The following is a 25099-nucleotide window of genomic DNA, read 5'->3' as shown; positions in this document are numbered from 1 at the left end:
TTACCATTTTTCAGATATTTATTAATTTTAATTAACTAAGAAATTAAGCTTTTTGGCAATGATTCAGGTTTAAAATGCGCTAATTTAAAGGATTTAGCGCATCTGAATCATCCAAATCTGATCAAACCCTAGGCTTTCTCATAAACCTTAAGCATCTGGGCGGTAAAGTGTTGCCAATTAAATTGGCTGGCTCGTTGTAAACCACGTTGGCGATATTCGTTATTTAATTCAGCATCATTCAACATGCGCAACATTGCCATCGCCCAAGCCTCGGTATCGTGTGGCGGCAGCAAAATACCAGCCTCGCCGACAATTTCGGGCATGCTGCTGGTATTCGAAGAAATCACGGGCGTACCACAACTCATCGCTTCTAATGGGGGCAAGCCAAAACCTTCATAGGTCGAGGGCCAAACAAATGCACTGGCTCCAGCAAATAGCGCGGCGTTTTCAGCATTCGTGACGCGCCCAGTAAAAATAATATCAGCAGCCAAATCTTCATCAAGAATTGTGGTTTCTAAAGCAGGAAAAAATGGCGAATTAGCCTTAGGACGGCTGCCAGCAATCACTAATTTAATTGGTTGCTCAATTCGGCGACGCACCCGCCCAAATGCCCGCAGCAATGTCGTGAGATTTTTGCGCACATCAAAGCCGCCGATATAATAAAAATAAGGCTGATTAAGATTAAAACGTTGCAAGGTTTGGCTAATCTGTTCATCTGTCTGCGGTTGATAATCAGGTGCAACGCCTTCGTAAATTGTATGCACGTGTAATGCATTAATATTCAATACATCAATAATATCATCGCGGGTATGGTCGGAGACTGCCACCAATTGACGACAACGGCGCACAGCACTCGTTGCCAGGGCAGTATAGGCTCGCATCGCCAACGAGCCACGGTATTCAGGCAAAATTAATGGAATAATGTCGTGGACTGTTACCACAGTCGGCACTAATTGGCGACGTGGCGGCGCATAATAGGGCACATGCAACAGATCAACGGCTAAGCGCAAGGCGGCGCGGGGCAACTCAATTTGCTCATACCAAAGCTTGGCCAATTTAGGGTGTAGTTTATCAAACGGCGTTGGCACACGATCAACCGCAATATGCGGAATTTGAGGAATTTCGGCTTGGGTATAGGCTGGCAAAAACAACACATATTCGTGCTGAGGACCAACATGCGGCAAATGTTCAATTAAATGATGTAAATACTGACCGCTGCCCACCATTGGTTCAGCCCAAAATGTGCCACTAATCCCAATCCGCACGATAGCTACTCCCATTACTGTGCCCAATCAGGCTGCATTATACCAGTGCTCAAGCCAGCCACGGTTATTGGCCAAACATCGCCGCCACCCACGTAATTAAAAAGATCGAGAAAATCGTGGGAATTGCACTAATTAATGGAAAGACGCTTTGGATAATTTGAAAACTTGCGCGTTTGCCTGTACTAATTTTGCTCAGATCATTCGGATGAATTTCCCATGTCTTGCCTTTGAAACGTTCGCTGCGCCGAATTTCAACCTGCCAGCGCTGGCTCAACCATTGACCAAAAAACCAATCTTCGGTTAAACGCACGCCGCGCAACCACCACAACACATTGCCTGCCAAAATCAAGGCAGTTAAAAATAATTGCATCCCGCTCATCGCCATGCTCCTAAAAAACTAAGGCAGTGGCTGATTGTACCACTGCCCCAGCCTAATACTTACTTATAGCCCATGCGTAATGCGCCATCCAAGCGAATGGTCTCACCATTTAACATCGGGTTTTCGAGAATATGCTGGGCCAGCATGGCAAACTCCGCCGGATCGCCCAAGCGTGGCGGGAAGGGCACTTGCGCGGCCAAGGTTTGGCGGGCTGGTTCGGGCAAACCTGCCAACAACGGCGTATCAAATGTACCTGGCGCAATCGTCATCACCCGAATGCCATGCCGCGCCAATTCGCGGGCAGCAGGCAGGGTTAGCCCAACAATTGCACCTTTCGAGGCGCTATAGGCGACTTGACCAATTTGGCCATCGAAGGCGGCAATCGAGGCAGTGTTAATAATGACCCCGCGTTCGCCAGCCGCATTTGGCTCATTTTGGCTCATGCGTTCAGCACCCAAGCGCAAGGCATTAAACACCCCATTTAAGTTAACCTGGATTACCCGATTGAAAAGTTCAAGGCTATGCACGCCATTGCGGCCCAGAATTTTCTCGGCGCTGCCAACACCGGCACAGCTAATCACCGCTTGCAAACGCCCATTGGTGGCAATCGCTTGATCAAATGCGGCGGCCAGCGATGTTTCATCGGTTACATCACAAGCCACAAATTGGGCATTTGAGCCTAATTCCTTGGCAAGCGCCTCACCAACCTCAATGTTACGATCGGCAATTACGACCTTGGCTCCAGCGCTATACAAGCGTCGCACGGTTGCCCCGCCCAAACCAGAAGCTCCACCAGTTACCACTACACTCAAACTTTGTATTTCCATTGTTGGTCCTTATCTAAATGGGGATCGGTTGTTGGTTATTGGGGATCAGTTTTTTAACCACGAAGAACACGAAGACAGGCTATAGACTTTTGGCTATTGGCTATTGGAACATAACAAAACATTCCCCTAGTCTCTAGCCTATAGCTGTAATGGTTCATGAGGTTGGCAACCATGGTTCATTCCCTCACCCCCATCCCCTCGCCCACGGCGGCGGGCGAGGGGAGTACTCCTGGAGCGTTTCCCCCTCGCCTCGCGGGCGGGAGAGGGGGTCAGGGGGTGAGGGAACGCTGGGGGTTGTTAATGCGATAAACCATTACATATAGCCCATAATCACTATTGCTCTATGTTCTATGTTCTACCAGCCCCCGATCCCTAACAACCAATCCCCAAGTTATACCCGCTCAATAATGGTGGCGGTCGCTTGACCGTGACCGATGCACATCACTTGCAAGCCAAATTGAGCATCGCGGCGTTCCAGTTCGTTGATCATTTTGCTCATCAAGACTGCGCCAGTTGCGCCCAATGGGTGACCATGAGCAATCGCGCCGCCGTTGGGATTTACGCGGCTAGGATCAAGCTTGAATTCACGCAACCATGCCAACACCACTGAAGCAAAAGCCTCGTTGATTTCGACCAGATCAATATCGTTGATGCTCAAGCCAGCCTTGGCTAAGGCTTTATGCGTCGCAGGAATTACTTCGAGCAACTGCATGCGTGGATCACCAGCGGCAACCACGCGAGCACGGAATTTAGCACGGGGCTTGAAACCATCGGCGAGAGCTTGCTCGCGCTCACCAATTAATACAACCGCTGCACCATCGGAAATTTGGCTGGCGTTGGCGGCAGTCACCACGCCATCGGCACGGAACACCGTTTTGAGCGTGCCCATCTTGGCGCGATCAGCCTCGAAGCGAATGCCTTCATCGTAGATTAATTCGTGGGGATTACCAGTTTTATCGCTGCCAACGATTGGCGCGAGTTGGCTGCTAAACCAACCAGCCTTGGTCGCGGCAGCGGCGCGTTGATGGCTCTCAAAGCTCCAATCATCAAGCTCGGTGCGCGATAATTGATATTTCTCGGCAATGAGTTCGGCTGATTCGCCTTGGTGCACCAGTTGATATTTTTCGTTGATCGCAGGATTGAAGGTGGCAAAATTGCCTGTCACATCGCTAAACATCGGCACGCGGCTCATCGATTCAACCCCGCCAGCGATTGCATAGCTCACGTCGCCTGCGGCAATTGCCTGCGCCGCGAAATGAATCGCCTGCTGAGCCGAGCCACACATGCGGTTGAGGGTTACCGCCGGAACCGTAATTGGCAAATTGGAGAGCATCACGCCCAAACGACCAATATTTGCGCCTTGCTCACCAGTATTGGTTACGCAACCAGTAACCACATCTTCAATCAGGTTTGGATCAATCCCAGTGCGTTCGATTAAAGTGTTGAGCACATGGGCATATAAAACATCGGGGCGCACATCGCGTAGGCTGCCTTGTTGGCGACCAATCGGCGTGCGAACGGCATCAATTAACACTGCTTCAGCCATGAGGCTACCTCCTTGGAGCTACTGACCACCTGTGTTATGCGCGAGTATAGCAGATTTGGAGAACATAGAGCATAGAGCAAAGAACATAGGGAGCAGAGAAGAAGGTTTTTAACCACGAAGGACACGAAGAGCACGAAGATCAATTTCTTAGTTCTCTGGTATTTGGTTGATGATTTAAGTATTGTGATTATCAGAATAGAATATGCGCTTTCAAACTCTTCGGTCAAAAGTTATATCCATGAGTGTTGACAGAAGTGGATAGTTGTGGCACTGTACTTCACGCCGCACGAATTCCAGATCGTGCCTCAACGAGGCCACCTAAAGCGACGCTGCCCCAGTACACGTCAACTTTGAACTGATTCGCCGCGTTTTGAATGCGTCGGTTGGTGGTATAGTGTGAACTTTTAAGGAAAACCCTATGGATCATAAATTGGTGATTGTTGAGTCGCCAGCCAAAGCAAAAACTATTCAAAAATATCTGGGTGCTGGCTATCGCGTTATGGCGAGTATGGGCCATGTGCGTGATTTGCCCAAGAGTAAAATTGGCATTGATATTGACAATGATTTTAGCCCTGTCTATGAAATTAGCGAGGGCAAAGATAAGCTCATTGCCGAATTGAAGCGCGAAATCAAGACTGCTGATGCTATTTACCTCGCAACCGACCACGACCGCGAAGGCGAGGCGATCGCTTGGCATATTTTACAAGCAGCTAATATTGGCAAACGTAAGCCAGTCTATCGCATTACCTTTAACGAAATTACCAAGGATTCGATTCAGCACGCCATTCGCAATCCGCGCGAAATCGACGCAAACCTAGTTGATGCCCAACAGGCACGACGGGTGCTTGATCGCTTGGTTGGCTATAAAATTTCACCAATTTTGTGGGCCAAGGTGCGGCGCGGGCTTTCGGCTGGGCGGGTGCAATCGGTTGCTGTGCGTATGGTGGTTGAGCGTGAACGCGAAATCGAAAGCTTCGTGCCCAAAGAATATTGGACGATCGAGGCCGATTTATCGCCAGCTGGGCTGAAGAAACTTGGCAAGCACGATATTTTTCGCGCAATCTTGCATGCTCGCAATGGCAAAAAGCTCGATAAATTTGCGATTCCTAGCAAAGATGCTGCTGATGCAGTTTTGGCTGCCTTGGAAGGGGCAAATTATCTTGTTGGCACTGTAACCCGCAAGGATAAACGGCGCTCGCCAGCCCCGCCATTTATCACCAGTACCCTGCAACAAGAAGCTAGCCGCAAGCTTGGGTTTAGCTCCAAACGCACTATGCAAGTGGCCCAAAAACTGTATGAAGGGGTCGATATTGGTGGCAAAGATGGTACAGTTGGTCTGATTACCTATATGCGTACCGATTCAACCAACGTTTCAGTCGATGCCCAAACCGAGGCTCGTACACTGATTACTGAACTCTATGGCAAAGAGTACGTTCCAGCTAAGCCCAATATCTACAAAACCAAGGCTAAAGGTGCGCAGGAAGCTCACGAGGCGATCCGCCCAACCAGCGTAGTCCGCCGCCCTGATCAATTAAAAACAGCGCTTGGCCGCGATGAGTTTCGGCTTTACGACTTGATCTGGAAGCGCTTTATGGCTTCGCAGATGGCGGCGGCAATTTTTGATAGTACGAGCGTCGATATTGGTGCTGGGGCCGGAATCAAAACTGCTGCTGGAGCGCCATTTACCTTCCGCGCAACTGGCTCAGTGCTCAAATTCAATGGCTTTTTGGCAGTCTACAACGTCAGCCTCGATGAAGGCGACGAAGATGAAGACAAAGAGGCCTTGTTGCCGCCGCTCAACGAAGGCCAAGCCCTCGATTTGCATGATCTCTTTGGCGAGCAACATTTCACTACGCCACCACCACGCTATACCGAAGCAACCTTGGTTAAGCAGATGGAAAGTGAAGGGATTGGTCGCCCATCAACCTATGCGCCGACGATCTCAACCATCGTTGCCCGCGAATATGTTGAGTTGGTCGAAAAGAAATTGATGCCCACCACCTTAGGCCGGGTTGTGACCGACTTGCTAGTTGAGCACTTCAAAGATATTGTCGATTACAACTTTACTTCGGATATGGAACAGCGGCTTGATGATATCGCTGAAGGCCAACGTCGTTGGGTGCCAGTGCTGCGCGAATTTTACGATCCGTTTGCTGTACGCTTGCATGCTGCCGAAACCGAAATGCGCAACGTCAAGCGCGAAGAAATCAAAACTGAATTGCCCTGCCCGCAATGTGGCACGCATCTGGTGATCAAATGGGGGCGTAATGGCGAATTCTTGGCTTGTTCGCGTTACCCTGAGTGTAGCTGGACGGGTGATTTAGAGCGTGATGGCGATGGCGGGATTCATATCGCCTCGCAGCCTGAAATTTTTGGCAACACCAATTGCCCTGAATGCGACAACCCAATGAGCCTCAAAAAAGGTCGTTTTGGGCCGTTTCTCGCCTGTAACAACTACCCAACTTGTAAGGGTATTCGCAAAGTACGGGCGCAAGGCAAAGATTTTGTGGTGATTCCGCCGCCTAAGCCAACCGAGGAAAAATGCCCCAAATGTAACCGCCCAATGGTGCAAAAAGAGGGCAAATTTGGGCCATTCTTATCATGCACCGGCTACCCTGAATGCCGCTCGATTGTACGATTAACGCCCAACGATGCCCCAACCTGCCCTCAATGTGGTGAGGGTAAAGTTGTCGCCAAACGTGCGCGTGGTGGCCGTACCTTCTTCTCTTGCACACGCTACCCCGATTGTACGTATGCGAGTAACGCCTTACCTGTGGCGGTTTCCGAAGAAGTAGCCTAAGTTTTTTGCTTGACGCAAGGTTTTATCGTATTTCGATAAAACCTTGCGTTGCTGTTTAAAGGAGCTGATGGTGATCAAGCATCTGGCTGAGGCGTTGCGTTTTCTCACAATCTTGCCAATTCCAGGCAAACCTGCGCTCAGCGAACAAGCCTTAGTCCGTTCGATGGTGGCTTTTCCGCTAGCTGGAACGCTGATTGGCGGTTTGGTTGCGGCGACATGGTTTGGGGCAACCTGGCTGTGGGGCACGACTACCGGCAGTTTATGTGCAATTCTCACCTGGGGGGCAATTACCAGCGGCTTGCATTTGGATGGAATTGCAGATAGTGCCGATGCGCTGTTTAGCTGGCGTTCGCGTGAGCGCAAGCTCGAAATTATGAAAGATAGCCGAATTGGCACGATGGGCGCAATCGCATTAATCAGTATTTTGCTGCTGAAATGGCTGTTTGTGCTTGGTTGCGGCGATCTTGCTTGGCGAGCATTGATTGTGGCTCCAACGCTTGGCCGTTGGGTCGATATTATCGGAATTTTCTGGTTTCCGCCTGCGGCTGAAGGTGGGCTTGGGCGCACATTTCACGACCATACGCGGCGCAGCGATTTTTGGTGGGCGACGAGCTGTGCTGGTTTGGTTGCGGCGGGGTTGCTCTGGTGGTGGGCTGGGTTAATTTTTGCCGTCGTGATTGTGGCTACGATCATTATTGCCCGCTGGATGGTGCGCTCGTTGGGTGGCTTAACTGGTGATACCTATGGGGCGCTCTGTGAAATTGCCGAAATGCTGGTGTTGGCGGTGGTTGCGGCATTGGTTAATCATCAAGTGCTTTAAAATACCACCGCGCCATCAAAGCTTGGCGCGGGTAAGTACGAGAATTCATTGCTGAACTCGCTTCTGCTCGGATATATGTACGGCAGTTGTTAGCAAATGTTGCAGCAAACTCAAAAGATCGTAACTTTTCAAGCTACGATTGCAAAAACTAGGTTAATTTGGGCTGTGGTTCGACGATTATGGTAAGCGAGTAATGGTTTCAATAGTGATCAAGCACGATTCGCCGATCACCATGTTGCCTTCAAGCTGAACTTTTTAACCTAACTTGACGACCGCTTCTGCATCATCGTGAACAACAACGGTCTCCTCGCTATAATTTTCTGGCACTAATGCCTCTTCCAACTTTGACGCACAATCGCCCGCGCTTGTTTAAATGAACAATGGCATCATGAGCAGTGCTCATAATGCCATTATGCTGAAACTCGCGTCAATCAATGACACTACATTTTGATTTTATGGCCCAGTTTTTTGAGTTCTTCGCCAGCAATCACATATTTTTGAATTTCGTTTGTGCCTTCAAAAATCCGCGTGACCCGAGCATCGCGATACATCCGTTCGAGTGGTACTTCGCGGCTAAAGCCCATTCCACCATAAATTTGAATCGCTTCGTCGATAATTTGCGAAGCAGCCTCGGTGCAGAACAACTTGACCATCGATGATTCAAGCGTGGCTGGCTTTTTGGCATCAACCAAGGCTGCGCAGTGATAAACCATTTGCTCCATAGCATAGATTTTAGTGCGCATTTCGGCCAATTTGATCTGAATTGCTTGGAAATCGGCGATTGGGCGGCCAAATTGTTGGCGTTCAACGCTGTAGTGCAAGGCCAAATCGTAGGCTTCTTTGGCTGAGCCAAGCGCACTTGCGCCCAAACCACAGCGCCCAATATCGAGGGTTTTCATGGCAACGCCAAAGCCTGCTCCAATTTCGCCCAATACATTTTTAGCGGGCACACGGCAATTTTCAAAAAAGATCGAGGCGGTATGCGAGGCTCGCAAGCCCATTTTTTCCTCGACTTTGCCAACTTTGAAGCCCGCGAAATCTTTTTCGACGATAAATGCGCTGATGCCGCCGCGTGCGCCGCGCTCGCGATTGGTCGAGGCAAACACCACAATCACATCGGCAAACGAGCCATTGGTGATCCACATCTTGCCGCCGTTGATGATCCAATCGTCGCCATCTTGGGTTGCGGTGGTGGTAATGCTGGCCGCATCGGAGCCGGCATTTGGCTCGGTGAGTGCCCAAGCACCCAATAATTTGCCTTCGTTGAGTTTGCTAAGATAGCGTGATTTTTGCTCATCATTGCCCGATAGAAAAATCGACATGCCACAAAGCTGGGCATGTGCGCCAATAATCGTGCCAGTTGAGGCACAATAACGGTTGATTTCCTCTTGCAAAATACAATAGCCGACGATCCCTGCATCAGCGCCGCCGTATTCCTCGGGGAAGGGAATGCCGAGCAAGCCCAAATTACCAGCCTTGCGAATTGTCTCGAATGGTACGCGTTCTGCTTCATCAACTTCGCGGGCAATTGGCTTAATTTCTTTGACGGCAAAATCGCGCACGGTTTCACGCAACATGCGTAGCTCTTCGTTGAGTTCCATCGGGAAAACCTCCTAAATAAGGGCAAAAGGCAGAAGGCAAAATAGCAGGTTTTGATGAAAGTTTTCAGTGCTTAAATTAGGGTGTATCATTTAAGCAAGAATTCTTGAGTTGAATATTTTGCCTTTTGCCTTTTGATTTCTGATTTTCTATGTATCGTTTTTTGCAATTAATTGGCTCGCCAAGCGAGATTGGGCGCTATTTGGCGAGTGTGCTACAACGAGTTGTCTCGCCGTTTCGCTCAAGCGCGTGGGAGCACGATTTGGCTTTTTTGGCCGAATGTGCGGCGATTATTCGGCATACCCATTCAGCCTTGTGGGATGAATTGGTGGCCTTCGCTGATGCCTTCGATGCACCTGCTGAACGTAGTTTGTTTCTGCGAGCGGCTGCCTTGCCTCAAGCCTGTTCCGCTGTGGCTTGGCAACATTCCAGCGGCCAAGTATTCGTTGGGCGTAACTACGATTTTTACATCAATATGCCAACCCGCGATTTGCTCTCCACCAGCAGCAGTTATGGCTATCAGCACATTGGCATGAATGGTGGCTTGGTTGGCGGGCGCTACGATGGTATCAACGAACATGGCTTGTTTGTTGGGCTGCATAAAGTGATGGCTGATCGTCAGGAGCACTTGCTACCAGGTGTGCCGTTTCATCTGCTGCCACGTTTAGCTTTAGATTTATGTACCAGCACCGCCGAAGTGATTAGCTTATTTCGCCAATTGCCCCAGCTTTCATCCTTTAATTACACCGTCGCTGATCGTCATGGCCATTTCGCTCGTTTAGAGTGCTATCCTGGCCAACCGATCGGCGTTTTGGAAGCGGATGGATTGTTCGCAACTACCAACCATTTTGATCACCCTGATTTGGTACGCTTGCAAGGTCGCCGCCAACGTGACGATTCCAAAGCTCGCGAAGCCTTTTTATGTGCTGCTGTGAGCCATGAACAGGGCGACCCTTGGTTACAAACCGCCCAAGCCATGAGCGATCATCAGGTGCCAGTTTGTTGTCATAAAGAATTTTCAAGCACACTTTGGTCGGGTTTGTACGAATTGACCCAGCAACGGGTGGCCTATAGTTTTGGCGCACCCTGCCACGTTGGCTATCGAGAGTTAGAATTTTAAATTTTTTCAACCACGAAGGACACGAAGTTTCACGAAGATTTAGTTTATGGTTCTTAGTGCGCTTCGTGTCCTTCGTGGTTTCAGCTTTACAACAACTCGAAAATGCCCGCAGCGCCCATACCACCGCCGATACACATCGTTACCATGCCGTAGCGGCCATTGCGGCGACGAAGTTCATTAATGATTTGGACGGTCAGTTTCGCGCCAGTACAGCCAAGTGGGTGACCCAAGGCGATTGCGCCACCATTGACGTTGGTTTTGCTTTCGTCGATGCCAAGCTCGCGAATAACCGCCAAAGCTTGCGCACCAAAAGCCTCGTTCAATTCAATCAAATCAATGTCGCTGAGATTCAAGCCAGTTTTCTTCAAAACTTTTGGAATCGCCACGACTGGGCCAATGCCCATGACTTCAGGCCCAACGCCACCAACTGCAAAGCCAATAAAGCGAGCCAACGGTTTTAGCCCAAGTTCATCGGCTTTTTGGCGGTTCATCAAGAGCACAGCGGCAGCGCCATCGCTGGTTTGCGATGAATTGCCAGCAGTGACTGTGCCTTTGGCATGAAACACTGGGCGCAATTTGGCCAAGCCTTCTAAGGTCGTGTCACGGCGTGGGCCTTCATCGACCTTGACGGTTGCGGTGCTGCGCTTGATTGCACCGCCAGCTTCGGCCTCGGCAAACTCAACATCGACTGGTACAATTTCGTCAGCAAAGCGACCTGCTTGAATTGCTTCGATCGCCTTCATATGCGAGCGATACGAGAAGGCATCGGCATCTTCGCGGCTGATATTGAACTGTCGAGCAACATTTTCGGCGGTCAAGCCCATGTTGATGTAAATTTCGGGGTAGTGTTCAGCCATCCATGGGTTTGGTGCAAATTTATTGCCCGACATTGGAACCATGCTCATCGATTCAGCGCCACCAGCGATGATCACATCAGCGCCGCCAGCCATAATTCGTTCAGCACCCAAGGCAATTGTTTGCAAACCTGAAGCGCAAAAACGATTGACGGTTTGAGCGGGCACATCGATTGGTAAACCAGCGCGGAGCGATGCGATCCGTGCCATATTCAGGCCTTGCTCGCCCTCGGGCATAGCACAACCCAAAATCAAATCTTCGATTTCGCGAGGGTCGAGGCCTGGCGCTTGTTCAACCACAGCTTTAATCGCTGCTGCTGCCAAATCATCAGGCCGGCTATTGCGAAACATTCCACGCTTGGATTTGCCGACGGCGGTTCGCGCACCAGCTACAATCACAGCTTCATTCATCGTTGAATACTCCTTTATGGGTATGGATATGGGGATCGATTGTTGAATGAGTAAATAGGGTTCAGGATTCAGGTTGAGTTACATTCCCTCACCCCAACCCCTCGCCCACTGCGGCGGGCGAGGGGCGTTCCACGGTTCATGCTGGAGGTATTCCCCCTCGCCTGCTGGGCGGGAGAGGGGGCTAGGGGGTGAGGGAATGCGCTTTCTTGCCCTGACCCATCATCCTTCTAATTCCGCAATGGCTTGTTGTTTTGCAACATAAACATAATGCGTTCCATGGTCTTTGGTTCGCGGCAAAGTGCCAAGAATACTTCGCGCTCCATCGCCAAGAAATGCTCTTCATCGACCCATTGTGGGCTGCTGAGGTCGCCGCCAGCGATCGCATAAGCCAGTTTGTTGCCGATAAACGCATCGTATTCGGAGATATAGCCGCCTTGTTGCATCATCCACACGCCAACCCGCATTGCAGCCAAGCCATCGCGGCCAGCAGCGTAGAGTTTTTCGCGGGCGGGCGGCGTAAAGCCAGCCGCTGCCAGATCAAGCACAAACTGCTTGGCACGGCCTAGCAACTCATCAGCATTCATCACAATCCGATCAGCTTCGGTGACAAAGCCTTGATCGCGAGCTTCAAAGGCGCTGGTGCCAACTTTGGCCATCCCAATTTGCTCAAATACTCGTTGCAAGTATGGCGTTGGATCGCTTTCGGGAGCCAGTTTGATGGCTGGAGTAATGATCCGGCGCACAAATTCTTTGACCCCACCAGCCCCAGGAATCAAGCCAACCCCAACTTCGACCAAGCCCATATAGGTTTCAGCGGCGATACACATGCGCGAGCCGTGCATTGAAACTTCAGCGCCACCACCGAGCACGCGCCCGAATGGTGCGGTGACAATTGGTTTGGGTGAGAAGCGCATACCTTGCATCAAGTCGTGCGAAGTTTTCAACATCTGCTCAAGCTGGTCGAATTGATCGTTTTGAGCAGCCATCATCAACATAAAGATATTGGCACCGATGCAGAAATCTGAGCCTTGGTTGCCAACGACCATACCTGTCCAGCGATCGTCTTTGAGCAATTCCAAGGCTTTGAAGCCCATTTCGGTGATTTCGCTATCCAGCGCATTCATCTTGGAATGGAATTCGAAGCACAATACGCCATCGCCTAAATCGAGCAGGCTGGCTGAATCGTTGCGGGCAACTTCTTTGCCTGTGCTGCGCAACTCGTCAAGGTCGATTTTCAGGTCGGAGCTTGGCACGGCTTCGTATTCGCCAGTGACTGGGCTATAGGCTTGTTTCGCGCCATCGACCGTTTGATAGAACGAGTTATGGCCTTTTTCGAGTAATGCCAAAACCCAATCGGCCACCTGAATATCGCGATCTTGCATTAGCTTCACGCCATCGGCGAGGCCAATCGCATCCCACATTTCAAATGGCCCCATCTCCTTGGCAAAGCCCCAGCGCAAAGCATTATCAACATCGTACAGATGGTCGCTAATTTCTGGCACGCGGCGAGCAGCATAGGCCAACGATGGCAACAAGGTATCGGCGATCAGTTTGCCGCCACGATCTTGGCTTTGGTTGACCAAGAAACGCAGGCGAGCCGCCAAGTTGCCCTGCTTTTTGGCTTGCTTGATGATCGGCAAATCAACTTCTCGTGGGGCGCGATGTTCGCCAGTTTCCCAATCGAGCACCCAAAATTCCTTGCCATTTGCGCCTTTGACGGTTTTGTAGAAACCTTGGCCTGATTTTTGGCCGAGCCAGCCCCGTTCTAGCAAGCCTTGCACGGGAGCTGGAGCCAGCAGCGCGTCGCGTGATTCGTCGTTGGGCACGAGATTGTAGAGGTTGTGGGCCACCCCAACCATCACATCAATCCCCACCAAATCGCCAAGCCGGAAGGTTCCCGATTTGGGATTGCCAATTAAGGTTCCGGTCAAGGCATCGACTTCTTCAATCGTGTAGCCGTTATCGACGATATATTTCATGGCGTATGCGCCGCCAAAGGTGCCGATGCGGTTGGCGATAAAGTTCGGCGTATCTTTGGCAATCACCACGCCTTTACCCAAGCGTTCTTGACCAAAACTGCGAATATAGTCAATAATCGCCTGATCGGTATCTGGCGTTGGAATCACTTCGAGTAATTTGAGGTAGCGGGGTGGGTTGAAGAAGTGGGTTCCAAGGAAGTGCTTTTTGAAATCGTCGGAGCGACCTTCAGCAATTTTGTGAATTGGAATCCCGCTGGTGTTCGATGAAATAATGCTGCCAGCTTTGCGAATTTCATCGATTCGCGCCATAAGTTGTTGCTTGGGTTCGAGTTTTTCAACGATAACTTCAATTACCCAATCAGCTTCGCTGACAACTGTGAAATCGTCTTCGAGATTGCCAAGCTGCACCAATTCGCCAGCTTTTTTGTTCATGAGCGCGGCGGGGCTGCTCTTGACCACGCGATCCCAGCCAGTTTGCACAATTCGATTGCGCACGGCTTTGCTTTGCAACGAAAGCCCTTTGGCCTCTTCCTCAGGCGTGAGCGTGCTTGGCACAATATCCAACAACACGGTGCGCACGCCAGCATTGGCTAGATGAGCGGCGATGCCACCACCCATTGTGCCTGAGCCAATTACCACTGCACGTTGAATGCGGTACGTCATTGAACCACCTTTCTTTCTGGTTGGAAGCGATTTTTATCAACAATCGGTTGTAATCAGCGAGGGTTTTGCAGCGATTAGTGGCTGATTACAGGTTAGGAAACAGATTTAGAGTTCGATGCGGGCGACTTTGCGTAAACCATCGGTCAATAAATCGACCAATGGATCGCCCAATTGCTCACGCATAGCGTTTTCGACCGCATCGCCACGTTGGCGAGCATCGGGCAAGCGTTCGAGACCACTGCTAGTTAATTGGATGCGGGTTGTGCGCCGATCAGTGGGGTCGGACATTCGTTCGAGCCAGCCATCACGCTCAAGGCGATCGACGATTGGCGTTAGAGTTGAATTATCGAGATAGGTGCGGTTGGAAAGTTCGCCCATGGTTGGGGCTTCATCGGGCTTGATCGCAACGAGGACGAAGTATTGAGCGGTGGTCAGCCCCAATGGAGCCAGCACTCGATTGTAGTGGCTGATCAATTGGCGGGCTACCCGCCCAACTTGAAAACACAAATGATAGTGCGCTTCCACAATGCTACGTCCTTGTAAGCTTGATGAAGAACAGCGAATCGATTAATTTAACCACGAAGGGCACGAAGAGCACGAAGGGAGTATGGCTCTAGGCTATGAGGCTATCGGAATATTTTCTAGAATTTCAAACGATCCAATAGCCTCACCTGCTCTGCGCCTCTGCGTTAAAACCGAATCTTCTTTTGGTTTCTACACTCCAATCCCCGACCCCCAACAACCGATCCCCAAATTCCTATGTTCTATGTTCTTTGCTCTATGATCTTCAGTCTCTCGTATACAAATAGTCCGTACACAAACTAACTATACGCACTGCGTTATGCTTTGTCAAGATTGCGATTTTTGCTACGAAGTCGCTGCTTGTGAGAGTGGGGAAAGCTTGGTATGATTAGGCAATCCTCACTTGGTCATGGCATCCGCCGGAGAAATGCGTGCTACCATGAGTTTGTTCGAGACCGTTCCTACCACCCTTTTTCGCCCATTAGCTAGCCCTGGCGCTGCAATTTACACCCAGGTTTTGCTAGCGCTGTTTGCTGCCACCAAGCAACAATCGCAACCACTCAGCCGCGAACGGGCATTAAGCCTCGTCGAGCAACAATTAGAGTTACCCAATGCCGAGGCTCTTACCAGCGATGCTCACGAGGAAGAATCAGAGCTTGAGCAAAATAACCATGCTTCGGCGATTTTGCGTTCGCTGCGGGCTTGGGGCTGGCTGCGCTTCGAGCAACAAAGCGATTATTCCTCGGCGATCATTTTGCCCGATTATGCGTTTCGGCTGTTGCAACTCTTTGAAGACCTTGCAACCAAACAGCGCCAACATTTGCGCGGCATGATTTGTGGCATTCACGATGTGCTCGAAAAAGCCTGTACTGGCGATGCACCCCACGATCGGCTCTCGAATGCCTATGAACAAACACTTTTTCTAACGCAGGCGTTGAAAGAATTGCAACACAACATTGGCTTGCATATTCAAAAAGTGCTGCAAACCCTCAAAACCAAAGATGTGTTGGAGCATGTGTTTGGTACCTATCGCAAAGATATTGTCGATCAAGCCTATCATCAACTGCGTACATCCGACCATCTTTCGCGCTATCGGCCTGCGATTTTGCAGTTTTTGCAGAAAATAGAGCGCACCAATTTGTTGGAGTTATCGGCACAACATTTGGTTAGTCGCGGCGAGGCTGCTAGTTTTGAAGTGGCGTATAACCGATTAACTGACCAAATTGATACAATTCGCAGCCATTTCGACCAACTTGATCAATTAATTGGCGTGATCGATTTGCGCCATAGCCAATTTGTCGATTCGGCGGTGCGCAATATTGAATTATTTTTGAGTGCGAGCACCAGCACCAGCGGCCAACTCCACCGCATTTTGAGCCAAATTTTGCCCAATCAACAAGCCTTCGAGCAAGCCAGCCCTGAAATTAGCGAAATGCTCAGCATCTACGAATTTCAATTGACCGATCAGCAATCACTGAGTGCTCCAACTCGCGCTGCCGTGCCATTTGAAATTCAAGCTGAGAGCTATGCTCCGCTCAGCGAGGCCGAAATTGCCCAAGCACAGGCCGACACCTTGCGCCAATTGCGCCGCTCAATCAGCCGTGATCGCGTGCGGCGTTATGCTTTGCAATTGTTGGGCGATGCCGAACAACGCCGTGGCTCGGAGATTGAACTTGAAGGTGTTGACGATTTATCATTAATTATCTATTTGCGTTCGTATGGCGATGGATCGTTGGGCTACACGGTTGAGTCAATCGACGATGGCGTTTGGGTCGAGCGCGATGGTGTGGGCTTTCGCGATTTCTTGGTGCGGCGGGTTTCAACGGAGCAACCAGCATGAGCTTAGTCAATTTTGCTGAAGAATATAGCCAACTTTCATCAACCGAGCAGCAATTATTTGCCGATAGTGTGCGGCGTTTGCTCAGCGATGGCCTGATTTGGCGCGAAGATGAGCAGGATCGGCGGATTTTTGCTTGGTTAGTGCGACGGATCGATTTGGTACGCGATTATTTGGCGGTCGCTGGCTGGGAATTGCATTACGCCGAAAATTTACATATTTTCCATGTATTTCATCGTGATGGCAGCCATCGCCGCCGCTTCAACCGTGAAACCACCTTATGGCTGTTATTGCTGCGTTTAATCTACGCTGAACAATATGAGTCGCTCAATCCAAGCTTGACGCGCTATCCAACCACCACCGTGAGCGATGTCTATAGCCGTTATGGAGAGTTTTTTCCTGGCCAAACGATTCGCAAAAAAGGCGCGTTCGATGAGGCTTTACGCCTATTCAATGGGCTAAAACTCGTGCGCGCTCCCAATAGCAAAGCACTGCGTGCCAACGACCCCGATGCGGTGATCGAATTATTGCCAGCGCTTGAGGTAATAGTGCCAGCTAGTGGCATCGCCGCCTTGGCCGAACGCCTAGCCGAATATCAACGCCCCAACAGTGCTGACGAGGAGCAAGAATGATCAAGCTTAGTCGCATTTTTCTGTATCATTGGCATCGCTTCGATTGGCATGTGTTGGATGTGCAGGATAGTTTGTATTTGGCGGGCCACAACGGTTCAGGCAAATCGTCGATTCTTGATGCCTTGCAATTGGTGCTGGTGGCCGATTTGGGTCGCGTGCGTTTCAACAGCGCGGCCCAAGATCGCTCGCAACGCTCGTTGGATAGCTATGTGCGCGGCAAAATTGGCGAGCAACATTGGCTGCGGCCTGGCGACACGATTGGTTATGTGGTGCTGGAGTGGACTGAAGATCTGAAGCATCAAGCCTTTGTTAGCGGGGTTTGCTTGGAAGCTCGTGCCGCGACCCAAAGCGTTGAAAAAACCTTTTTTATCTTTGATGGCCACTTAAATCCTGATGTATTTATTGAGCAAGGCAAACCACGCACCCGCCGCGAAATCAAAGCGATGGCGCGTAATCGCTCAACTGCCGAAAGTTTCGATCAAACTGGCGAATATCAAGCGGCGTTGCTCAATCGGTTGGGCGGCTTGAATCAACGCTTTTTCGATTTATTTCTGCGTGCCTTGACCTTCCAGCCAATTCGTAATATTCGTGAGTTTGTTGAGCAATGGCTGCTGGAGCCAAATTCGTTGGATGTTCACACCTTGCAAAATGTGGTTGAACGCTTACGCGATTTGGAGCGAAAAGCTAAAGATGTTGAAGAACAATTAAAAAGCCTCGGTGCTATTATCAAAACCCAAGAAGAAGCCAAGCGCTTGCGTGGCCTGCATGGGAAATTTGAGATTCTGGCGGCTCACTATAGCGTGGCGGCAATTCAGCAACAAATTAATCAACAGCAACAACGATTAATCGATACTCGCCGCGATTACGAATTGAATCAGACTGATTTGGAACAACAACTTGGCTTACAGCAAAATGCCCAAGCTGCCTTAGTTGAAGCCCAAGTTCAATTAAGCCAATCTGATGTTGTGCGGCGTAAAAACCAACTTGCCGCTGAAATTCAGCAATTGCAGCAACACATTCAAAAAATTAACCAACGTTGGCGACAACTACAAGCCAAATTAATCCAAATTGCGGCATTATTGAATAAATTACAGCCAATTGCTGAGCAAGATTTGGTTAATTTATTGCAGCAGCCTGAGCACATTCCCCAATCACAGCAAATTGTGCCTTTATTACAACAACAGAGCACGGCGGCTGGCTCTGCTTTGAAATTGCAACTCCAGGCGATGACCAGAACCGACGATAAAATCTCGCGCTTATTTGAACAAGAAAGCCGCCTAAAACAAGAAATTACCCAGCTTGAGCAATCGAATCGCCAAAATCATTATCCCCAAAATGTGGAAAATGTGCGTAAGTACTTAAAATCAGCATTAAATATTGAACTCTTTTTGCTTTGTGAGCTGTTAGAAATTCCTGATGAACATTGGCAAAATGCGGTTGAGGCAATGCTTGGTCAACGCCGTTTCAATATTATTGTCGAACCTAAATATTATAGCCAAGCCCTTGATTTGCTTGATCAGTTACGCGAAAAAGAGCGGATCTATGATGTTGGTTTGGTTGATTTACAACAAGCTAGTGCAGAAGCTCGCCCAGCACGACCATTATCATTGGCGACCAAAGTCAAAGCCAAAACTGGCTTGATTGATAAATATATTGCGGCAATTTTAGGTGATATTATTACTTGTCAGCATGTGCAAGATTTGCGTCAACATCGCCGTGCGATTACCGCTGAAGTGATGGTTTATCAAGAATGGACAGCGCGTTCGATTGATCCACGGAAATTTCAGCCTTGGTTTATCGGTGAACGCGCCCAACGCTCGCAAATTGAAAGCCGCCGCCAGCAATTAACCGAAATCCAAGCCGAATTGGCGATATTACGCCCAGAACAACAACGCCAGCGCCAATATTATGATCAATTGGAAAAATTACAACAACTTTTATTAGGCTTAGATTCGTATTTCGAGGAAGAACTTGATTCAAGCGAATTACAAACGACACTTGCTGAATTGCAACGCGAACACGATAGCATTGATACTAGCGGCGTGGCGGCACTTGAGGCCGAAGTTAAACGTTTACACATAATTCATGAAGAATATGCCTTGAATATTCGCCGTTTAGAGCGGATTATTGGCACACTGAATAATCAAATTACTCAGATTGAACAACAACTTCAAGAAAACCAACATCAATTGTTGAATGCTCAAAGCCTGTTTGAGCATACGCAGCAACGCTATCCCGACCAAATTGACGATGCACTCAACGATTTTCAGCGCGAGAACAATGAGCAAGCGCAATTTAGCCGTTTGCAAGAAACCGCCGAGCAACAAGGTCGTGGCTATAATACCCGTTTTAACAATACCCAAGAACAATTACGCGAACAAGTTATACTCTATAATCGCGATTTTCGAGCGCGTGAACTAGCCAATATCGAGCAAACGAGCTTCCAAGAGAAACGCGCTGAGCTTGAGGCTACTGATTTACCGCATTTTGTACAGAAAATTGCTGAAGCCAAACATGAAACTGAAACCGAGCTACGCGAACATGTTCTGCATAAATTGCGTGAAAATATTGGTCGCGCCAAAGCAGAGCTTGATCGGATTAATGATGCTTTGCAAGGCTTAGATTTCAATGGCCAGCGTTATCATTTTCGCTATGAAATTGCCGATTCATTGCGTGATTTTTATCAATTGATTGAGCAATCAGCCAATGTTACTAGCGAGATGATTCAGGATAGTGAATTTTATCAGCAGCACAAAGCCACGTTTGATCGTTTCTTCCAATTGTTAATTCAGCCTGGCCTAACCGACCAAGAAAAGCTTGAGCAGGCTCAAATTACCGATTATCGGCGCTACTTGAGCTATGATATTGATGTGATTGAGCGTGATGGTACTCGTTCACGCTTGAGCAAAATTATGGGTCAAACATCTGGCGGCGAAACTCAAACTCCGTTTTATGTGACGATTGCGGCCTCGTTTGTGCAGCTTTATAAAATTAATGAACGTAGCAAACGCTCAACCATTCGGATTGTGGCCTTCGATGAAGCCTTTTCCAAAATGGATCAAGATCGGATTGGCTCGACGCTTGATCTATTTCACCATTTTGGTTTACAAATTATCACGGCCACGCCGATTGAGCGTTGCGAATATTTAGTGCCCAAAATGTGTACAACCTTGGTTTTGACTGGCTTGAAAGATCGCCAGCAGCGGGTTTTGGTCGAGCCATATCGTAATTATGCAGCTCGTCTAGAGGCGCTGAATGCTGAATCTGAACAAAACTAGCAATGCAATTTTGCAGCAATTACTTGATCAACACGAGCAGCCAGAGCGTCAGCGAGTCAATCGGGTGCAGATTAAAGCGGCCAAATTTTCGCGTTATTTTGATGATAAACAGATTGACGAACGCCAACAAACCAATAACTACTTGGTTGAGCTAGCAAAAAATCAGATAATCAAGTTGTATTGGCGTAAATGGGAAGAAGGCAATTGGCTTGAAGCGGTTGATTTGCTTGATGCGGCGGCGCTATATCGTTTGCTGAAACGCCAACCCTTGGCCGAGCAACAGCAGGCCTTGCGTACATTATTGGCTGAATATGTGCCAGTTCAAGGCTGGCTGGCTGATTGGCTGGCGTGGCTCGAACAGCAATTAATCCAACAGCGCTCGATCCAACCGCTTGATTTAACCGACCCTGCTTGGAATCGCGATGTACTACGGGCGATTTATGGCCTGACTCAGCTAGAAACGCCAATTTTAGAGCGTTTATTTAGCGTAGGTTGGCTGGGTCAGAGCAAACGATTTAGCGAGCTAGAAGGCGCAGTTTTGCGGGTTTTGCGCCAATTTGCCCCGCAAGCCAAGCAATTTGGCGACAATGATCGGGCTTTGCTGCAAGCCTTTAATCTCGAAAAAGTGCCAGAATATGTGCTACTTGCTGGCGATTTACAACTGGAATTGCATGGGAATCGGCTGGAATTAGGCGCGTTTCGGCCAAGTTTGGGCTTGCCTAGCTCGATGTTGCGTCAAGCTCAGGTGCTGGATTCAGCCTGTACTGAAATTATTACGATTGAAAACTTGACCAGCTTCCACAGTATGCTTGCCCGCCAACCACAGGCGTTGTTGATCTATACCGGTGGCTTTGCTAGCCCCAGCCTCTGCCAATTTTTGAGCAAACTAGCCATGGCTTTGCCCAATTTAACGTGGTATCACTGGGGCGATTACGATGTAGGTGGTTTGCGAATTTTGGCGCATCTACGCCAGCATGTTGCCAAGATTCGCCTGTGGCAGCCTGATCCAGCGATTTTTCAGCGGGCTGGCAAAGCTACCCAAAGCTTGAATTCTAAAGAACGCCAAAGCCTCACTGAACTCCAACAACACCCATTGCTTTATGATTGCCAAGCCTTGATCGGGGCAATGCTGGAACAGAATATCAAACTTGAGCAAGAGCAACTTGATCTTTTGGGGCACTAAAAATCCTTTGCCCAGCGAGGGGGACGCTGGGCAAAGGTGCGGCGGAAGGAGGTGTCTACGCCGTTGCTGGCTTAGCAGGAGGCGCGGTGGATTTGTTGCGCCCGTCCATGGGGTGCCAAGGCGCGGCAACAGCCAACGAGCAAGGCCAGCGCATCCGGCGACGTTTCAGCCAATATCAACACGATAGCAATCGTGAAAAGGAGGGCATTGGCCTCGTACCGGTGGTTATAACAGGCTAGCTTCGTAAACTACCAAAATTGGTATCAATCGCGATCAAAGCATCAAGCCTCAGAGCGAACCGAATGAGTAATGAACCAACTTCAGGTTTGCGAACCAGTTGAAGACATGGCGAATACTCTTGTTCAGGCATTGCGACGGTACGCTGTTCGAGCTTTTCTGGTTATTCAGGGCAGCAACGGCCTAGCATTGACTACTTTGCTGAATAAACTCAGATGCGATGCTTTTAATGTGCTTGCCTTCGTAATGAAGGAATTTGCTGAAGCTAGTTGGCGAATTCATCATCGTTCGTTGAGAAGAATTCCTCAAACGATTGTGTCCAGCAGTGATGATGGTTCACTTGGCCTCGTTTGTTTATGGGTTTAGAATACAGGTATTTACCCAGCAGCAACGAAATAGTTTCGCAACGTCTCGTAGCGAGTCCTTCACCTTGGTTAAGCTGGTAGTCGCACACTCCACTCGGCTAATTGCTGCTCTGGTTGCTGCTGCCAAATCAGCAAGCCATCTTGGGCCAAACCATTGACCAACTTGGCTAGCCATGTGAGATCATGCTCATTGCCGACCCAATCTGGCTTGACTTGTGGCCCCAAACTAGCCAGATCAAGGCTTTGCTGGGTTTCGAGTGCTCGCAGGGCATCGATAATGCGCCCACGAAAATAGCGGTTTGATGTATGAAATGGTTGTTCGGCAGCCTTTTTGCGTGGTTTGATCACTGGTGGTTGCCACATATCAAGCTGCGTGTTGGCTTCGCGCCAAATCGCGTAGGCTCGGCAATGTTGATTGACTGGGCAACGCCAGCATTGAGGTTTGGCGGCACTACAAATTAACGCTCCCAATTCCATAATTGCTTGGTTCCATGCCCAGCCTTGGCCTTGGGGAATTAATTGTTGGGCATAATCGATCAACGTTTGTTCATTGGTTTCAGGCGGAGCATCTTCGGGGCCGACCAACAAACGTCGTACCACACGCCGAATATTAGTATCAAGAAAGGCCACATCACGCTCGAAGGCAAAACATGCGACCGCCCCCGAGGTGTAAGCTCCAATCCCTGGCAAATTGCGCAAACCCTCGGGTGTAGCGGGGAAACCAGCAGGATCGGCGGGATAGCCTGCTGCGACAATTGCTTGGGCCGCCCGTTGCAGATTGACCGCGCGACGATTGTAGCCCAAGCCTTGCCACGAACGAATGACATCGGCGGTTGAAGCACTAGCCAAGGCCTCGACCGTCGGAAATAGGGCCAAAAATGCCTCATATTTGGGAATCACCCGATCAACTTGGGTTTGTTGCAGCATGGTTTCCGACACCAAAATATAGTAAGGATTACGGGTGCGTCGCCATGGTAAATCGCGGCCATTGGCTTGAAACCACGCTAGCAGATCGATTTGTAAGGTACTTAATTCGCTCATAATGCTTTCTGTTCTAAAACGTTCTAGCTTGATCGTACCATAAACTAACGGGCATGGCTCAAATCTCGGTCTTTAGTCGCTCGATCACGCACAACTGTGCGTTTATACTAACAACAACAAATGTTCATCAGGAGAATGCTGAATGAGTCAAGCGCTTGAAACAGGCTACGTCGCTGTTGATGGTGGTGAATTGTATTATGAAGCGGTGGGCAGTGGCTTGCCGTTGGTGTTTATTCACGCTGGGGTGGCCGATTTGCGCATGTGGGATGCCCAAGTTGCCCATTTTTCGCCCAACTATCGCGTCATTCGCTATGATACCCGCGGCTTTGGGCGCTCCAAGACCGAAGCGGTGAGTTTCTCCAATCGCCAAGATCTTTTGGCTGTGCTTGATCATTGCAAGGTGGATCAGGCGGTGTTGATTGGCAACTCGCGTGGCGGCAGCATTGCAATTGATTCAGCCTTAAGTTTTCCCGAACGGGTTAACGGCTTGGTGGTGCTTGGCTCAGGCTTGGGTGGCTTTGGCTCGGAAGAAATTCCCCCCGAATTAGTTGAGCCAATCGGCAAGATGCAAGCAGCGCAAGAAGCCAAAGATTGGGCTTTATTGGCCGAACTAGAGGCGCGTTTTTGGACTGATGGCCCCAATCAACCAGCAGGGCGAGCTGATTCAGCAGTCTACGAAGCTGTGCGCTCGATGACCTACGAGAATTTTATTAATCAGCCTGTCGAAGCCCAAGCCCAACCCTTGGAGCCACCAGCGGTTGGTCGTTTAGCCGAAATTAAAGTGCCAATGTTGATTTTGATTGGCTTGCTTGATGAATCTGATTGTGTTGAAGCAGCCAAATATTTAGCTGAGCATGTTGTCAACACCCAATATGTGGCCTTCCCCGATGTGGCACATATGGTCAGCTTGGAAAAACCGCAAGAATTTAATCGCGTAATGGGCGAATTTATTGAACGTAGCGTATTGTAATTAATGAATTGGCCCAGCCCGCCCATTTAGTTTGGGTTGGGCCAAACTATCATCAAGCATCGCCATAATTCGTTGAATCTGCTGCCGTCGCTTGGTGCTCTGATACAAAATCCAGCCCGCCCCAGCAAAACAGAGCGCCGCCAACATATTGGTCGTCAACACCATCGAAATCATTAAGTCGTTTTGTTCGTTAAAACTATGAGCAATGATATTCATGCTGCTGATCATCGTGAGATAGGCTGCCGAAAAGATGATTACCGTGCGCAAGCCTTGCCAACGGGCTTGGCGAATACACAGACCAATCATGGTAAAACTGGCGATGCTGGTAAAACTTAACAGCACAATAAACTGACTTGGGCCATTTTGGCGACCAATCATCAAGGCAGCAAAGCTCTGAATCGCGAAAATTGTGAGCATTGGGGCCAGCCAAATCTGGGTTGTGCGGCGTAGGCGCAGGGCTTGTTGGCCATACCACAGGCCATAGGCCAAACAGACAAAGCCTGGGGTTAAAAATTGAAACAGATCGATCGACCAACCAAACAAACTTTGCCCCATGGCCAAACGACTAAACCGATTGAGTGATGATAACGCACCACCGAAACTGATCATTAATGCGCCGAGGCCAGCCAAGTAGCCACTTTCGGCATCCATCAAGCCAATCATACTGGTAAGCCACCACAGAGCAGCGGTAGTCAAGGAAAATGTCAGCAAATCGCCTGCTGCGAGCATCCACATTGTTTGCATAAAAAGCGCCTCTCGACCTTTGGGTTG

General features: G+C 49.4%; 19 protein-coding genes. 9 read left to right on the top strand and 10 right to left on the bottom strand.

From position 1 onward, the window contains the following. Positions 1-128: 128 nt before the first annotated feature. The 4 genes from DEF47_RS22650 to DEF47_RS22635 form a co-directional block, all read right to left on the bottom strand. The gene (locus DEF47_RS22650) at positions 129-1265 is read right to left on the bottom strand and encodes a glycosyltransferase family 4 protein (protein ID WP_012191909.1); all 1137 of its coding nucleotides are present in this window, start codon (positions 1263-1265) and stop codon (positions 129-131) included. A gap of 64 nt (positions 1266-1329) precedes the next feature. Beyond that, positions 1330-1644, bottom strand: a complete 315-nt coding sequence (locus DEF47_RS22645; protein ID WP_012191910.1) for a hypothetical protein — start codon at positions 1642-1644, stop codon at positions 1330-1332. Between the two features lie 59 nt (positions 1645-1703). Further along, the gene (locus DEF47_RS22640; RefSeq protein ID WP_012191911.1) at positions 1704-2471 is read right to left on the bottom strand and encodes a 3-hydroxyacyl-CoA dehydrogenase; all 768 of its coding nucleotides are present in this window, start codon (positions 2469-2471) and stop codon (positions 1704-1706) included. Between the two features lie 391 nt (positions 2472-2862). Beyond that, positions 2863-4017, bottom strand: coding sequence for a thiolase family protein (locus tag DEF47_RS22635; RefSeq protein ID WP_012191912.1), 1155 nt, complete (start codon positions 4015-4017; stop codon positions 2863-2865). Between the two features lie 418 nt (positions 4018-4435). Between DEF47_RS22635 and topA the strand changes: the two genes are divergently transcribed. Then, complete coding sequence (gene topA, locus DEF47_RS22630) at positions 4436-6817, top strand: type I DNA topoisomerase (protein WP_012191913.1); 2382 nt, start codon at positions 4436-4438, stop codon at positions 6815-6817. A gap of 67 nt (positions 6818-6884) precedes the next feature. After that, entirely contained in the window at positions 6885-7637 is a 753-nt protein-coding gene (gene cobS / locus DEF47_RS22625) for an adenosylcobinamide-GDP ribazoletransferase (protein ID WP_041304863.1), read from the top strand. 440 nt (positions 7638-8077) lie between these two features. On the opposite strand, the gene DEF47_RS22620 is transcribed toward cobS, so the two are convergent. Continuing rightward, the gene (locus DEF47_RS22620) at positions 8078-9238 is read right to left on the bottom strand and encodes an acyl-CoA dehydrogenase family protein (RefSeq protein ID WP_012191915.1); all 1161 of its coding nucleotides are present in this window, start codon (positions 9236-9238) and stop codon (positions 8078-8080) included. A gap of 149 nt (positions 9239-9387) precedes the next feature. Between DEF47_RS22620 and DEF47_RS22615 the strand changes: the two genes are divergently transcribed. After that, positions 9388-10356, top strand: coding sequence for a C45 family autoproteolytic acyltransferase/hydrolase (locus DEF47_RS22615; protein WP_012191916.1), 969 nt, complete (start codon positions 9388-9390; stop codon positions 10354-10356). Positions 10357-10442: 86 nt separating this feature from the next. Here the strand turns inward: DEF47_RS22615 and DEF47_RS22610 are convergent, their stop codons facing one another. The 3 genes from DEF47_RS22610 to DEF47_RS22600 form a co-directional block, all read right to left on the bottom strand. Beyond that, positions 10443-11621: an acetyl-CoA C-acyltransferase gene (locus tag DEF47_RS22610; protein WP_012191917.1), complete on the bottom strand. Its 1179-nt coding sequence runs from the start codon at positions 11619-11621 to the stop codon at positions 10443-10445. 227 nt (positions 11622-11848) lie between these two features. Next, complete coding sequence (locus DEF47_RS22605; RefSeq protein ID WP_012191918.1) at positions 11849-14263, bottom strand: 3-hydroxyacyl-CoA dehydrogenase/enoyl-CoA hydratase family protein; 2415 nt, start codon at positions 14261-14263, stop codon at positions 11849-11851. Between the two features lie 105 nt (positions 14264-14368). Further along, positions 14369-14788: a MarR family winged helix-turn-helix transcriptional regulator gene (locus DEF47_RS22600; RefSeq protein ID WP_012191919.1), complete on the bottom strand. Its 420-nt coding sequence runs from the start codon at positions 14786-14788 to the stop codon at positions 14369-14371. A 436-nt stretch (positions 14789-15224) separates the two neighbouring features. On the opposite strand from DEF47_RS22600, the gene DEF47_RS22595 reads away from it, so the two are divergent. The 5 genes from DEF47_RS22595 to DEF47_RS22575 all read left to right on the top strand — a co-directional run bounded on the left by DEF47_RS22595 (position 15225) and on the right by DEF47_RS22575 (position 22318). After that, positions 15225-16625, top strand: coding sequence for a Wadjet anti-phage system protein JetA family protein (locus DEF47_RS22595; RefSeq protein WP_041304865.1), 1401 nt, complete (start codon positions 15225-15227; stop codon positions 16623-16625). Next, positions 16622-17254: a DUF4194 domain-containing protein gene (locus tag DEF47_RS22590; protein ID WP_012191921.1), complete on the top strand. Its 633-nt coding sequence runs from the start codon at positions 16622-16624 to the stop codon at positions 17252-17254. The genes DEF47_RS22595 and DEF47_RS22590 overlap by 4 nt, the downstream gene beginning before the upstream one ends. Then, positions 17251-20532, top strand: a complete 3282-nt coding sequence (locus tag DEF47_RS22585) for an ATP-binding protein (RefSeq protein WP_012191922.1) — start codon at positions 17251-17253, stop codon at positions 20530-20532. Before DEF47_RS22590 ends, DEF47_RS22585 begins: the two co-directional genes overlap by 4 nt. Further along, positions 20510-21715, top strand: coding sequence for a Wadjet anti-phage system protein JetD domain-containing protein (locus DEF47_RS22580; RefSeq protein WP_012191923.1), 1206 nt, complete (start codon positions 20510-20512; stop codon positions 21713-21715). Before DEF47_RS22585 ends, DEF47_RS22580 begins: the two co-directional genes overlap by 23 nt. 309 nt (positions 21716-22024) lie before the next feature. Beyond that, positions 22025-22318 (top strand): hypothetical protein, encoded by a 294-nt coding sequence (locus tag DEF47_RS22575; protein WP_041304868.1) that lies wholly within the window; start codon positions 22025-22027, stop codon positions 22316-22318. A 68-nt stretch (positions 22319-22386) separates the two neighbouring features. On the opposite strand, the gene DEF47_RS22570 is transcribed toward DEF47_RS22575, so the two are convergent. Next, on the bottom strand, positions 22387-23358 hold the full coding sequence (locus DEF47_RS22570; RefSeq protein ID WP_012191924.1) for an A/G-specific adenine glycosylase: 972 nt from the start codon (positions 23356-23358) through the stop codon (positions 22387-22389). Positions 23359-23500: 142 nt separating this feature from the next. On the opposite strand from DEF47_RS22570, the gene DEF47_RS22565 reads away from it, so the two are divergent. Continuing rightward, positions 23501-24328, top strand: a complete 828-nt coding sequence (locus DEF47_RS22565; RefSeq protein ID WP_012191925.1) for an alpha/beta fold hydrolase — start codon at positions 23501-23503, stop codon at positions 24326-24328. Here the strand turns inward: DEF47_RS22565 and DEF47_RS22560 are convergent, their stop codons facing one another. Continuing rightward, positions 24329-25072: a hypothetical protein gene (locus tag DEF47_RS22560; protein ID WP_012191926.1), complete on the bottom strand. Its 744-nt coding sequence runs from the start codon at positions 25070-25072 to the stop codon at positions 24329-24331. Between the last annotated feature and the right edge of the window lie 27 nt (positions 25073-25099).

The sequence above is a fragment of the Herpetosiphon sp. genome (genome assembly GCF_003512625.1).
Classification (GTDB): Bacteria; Chloroflexota; Chloroflexia; order Chloroflexales; family Herpetosiphonaceae; genus Herpetosiphon; species Herpetosiphon aurantiacus.
The sequence above is the reverse complement of the archived record's forward strand: the minus strand, read 5'-3'. Positions and strand labels throughout refer to the sequence as shown.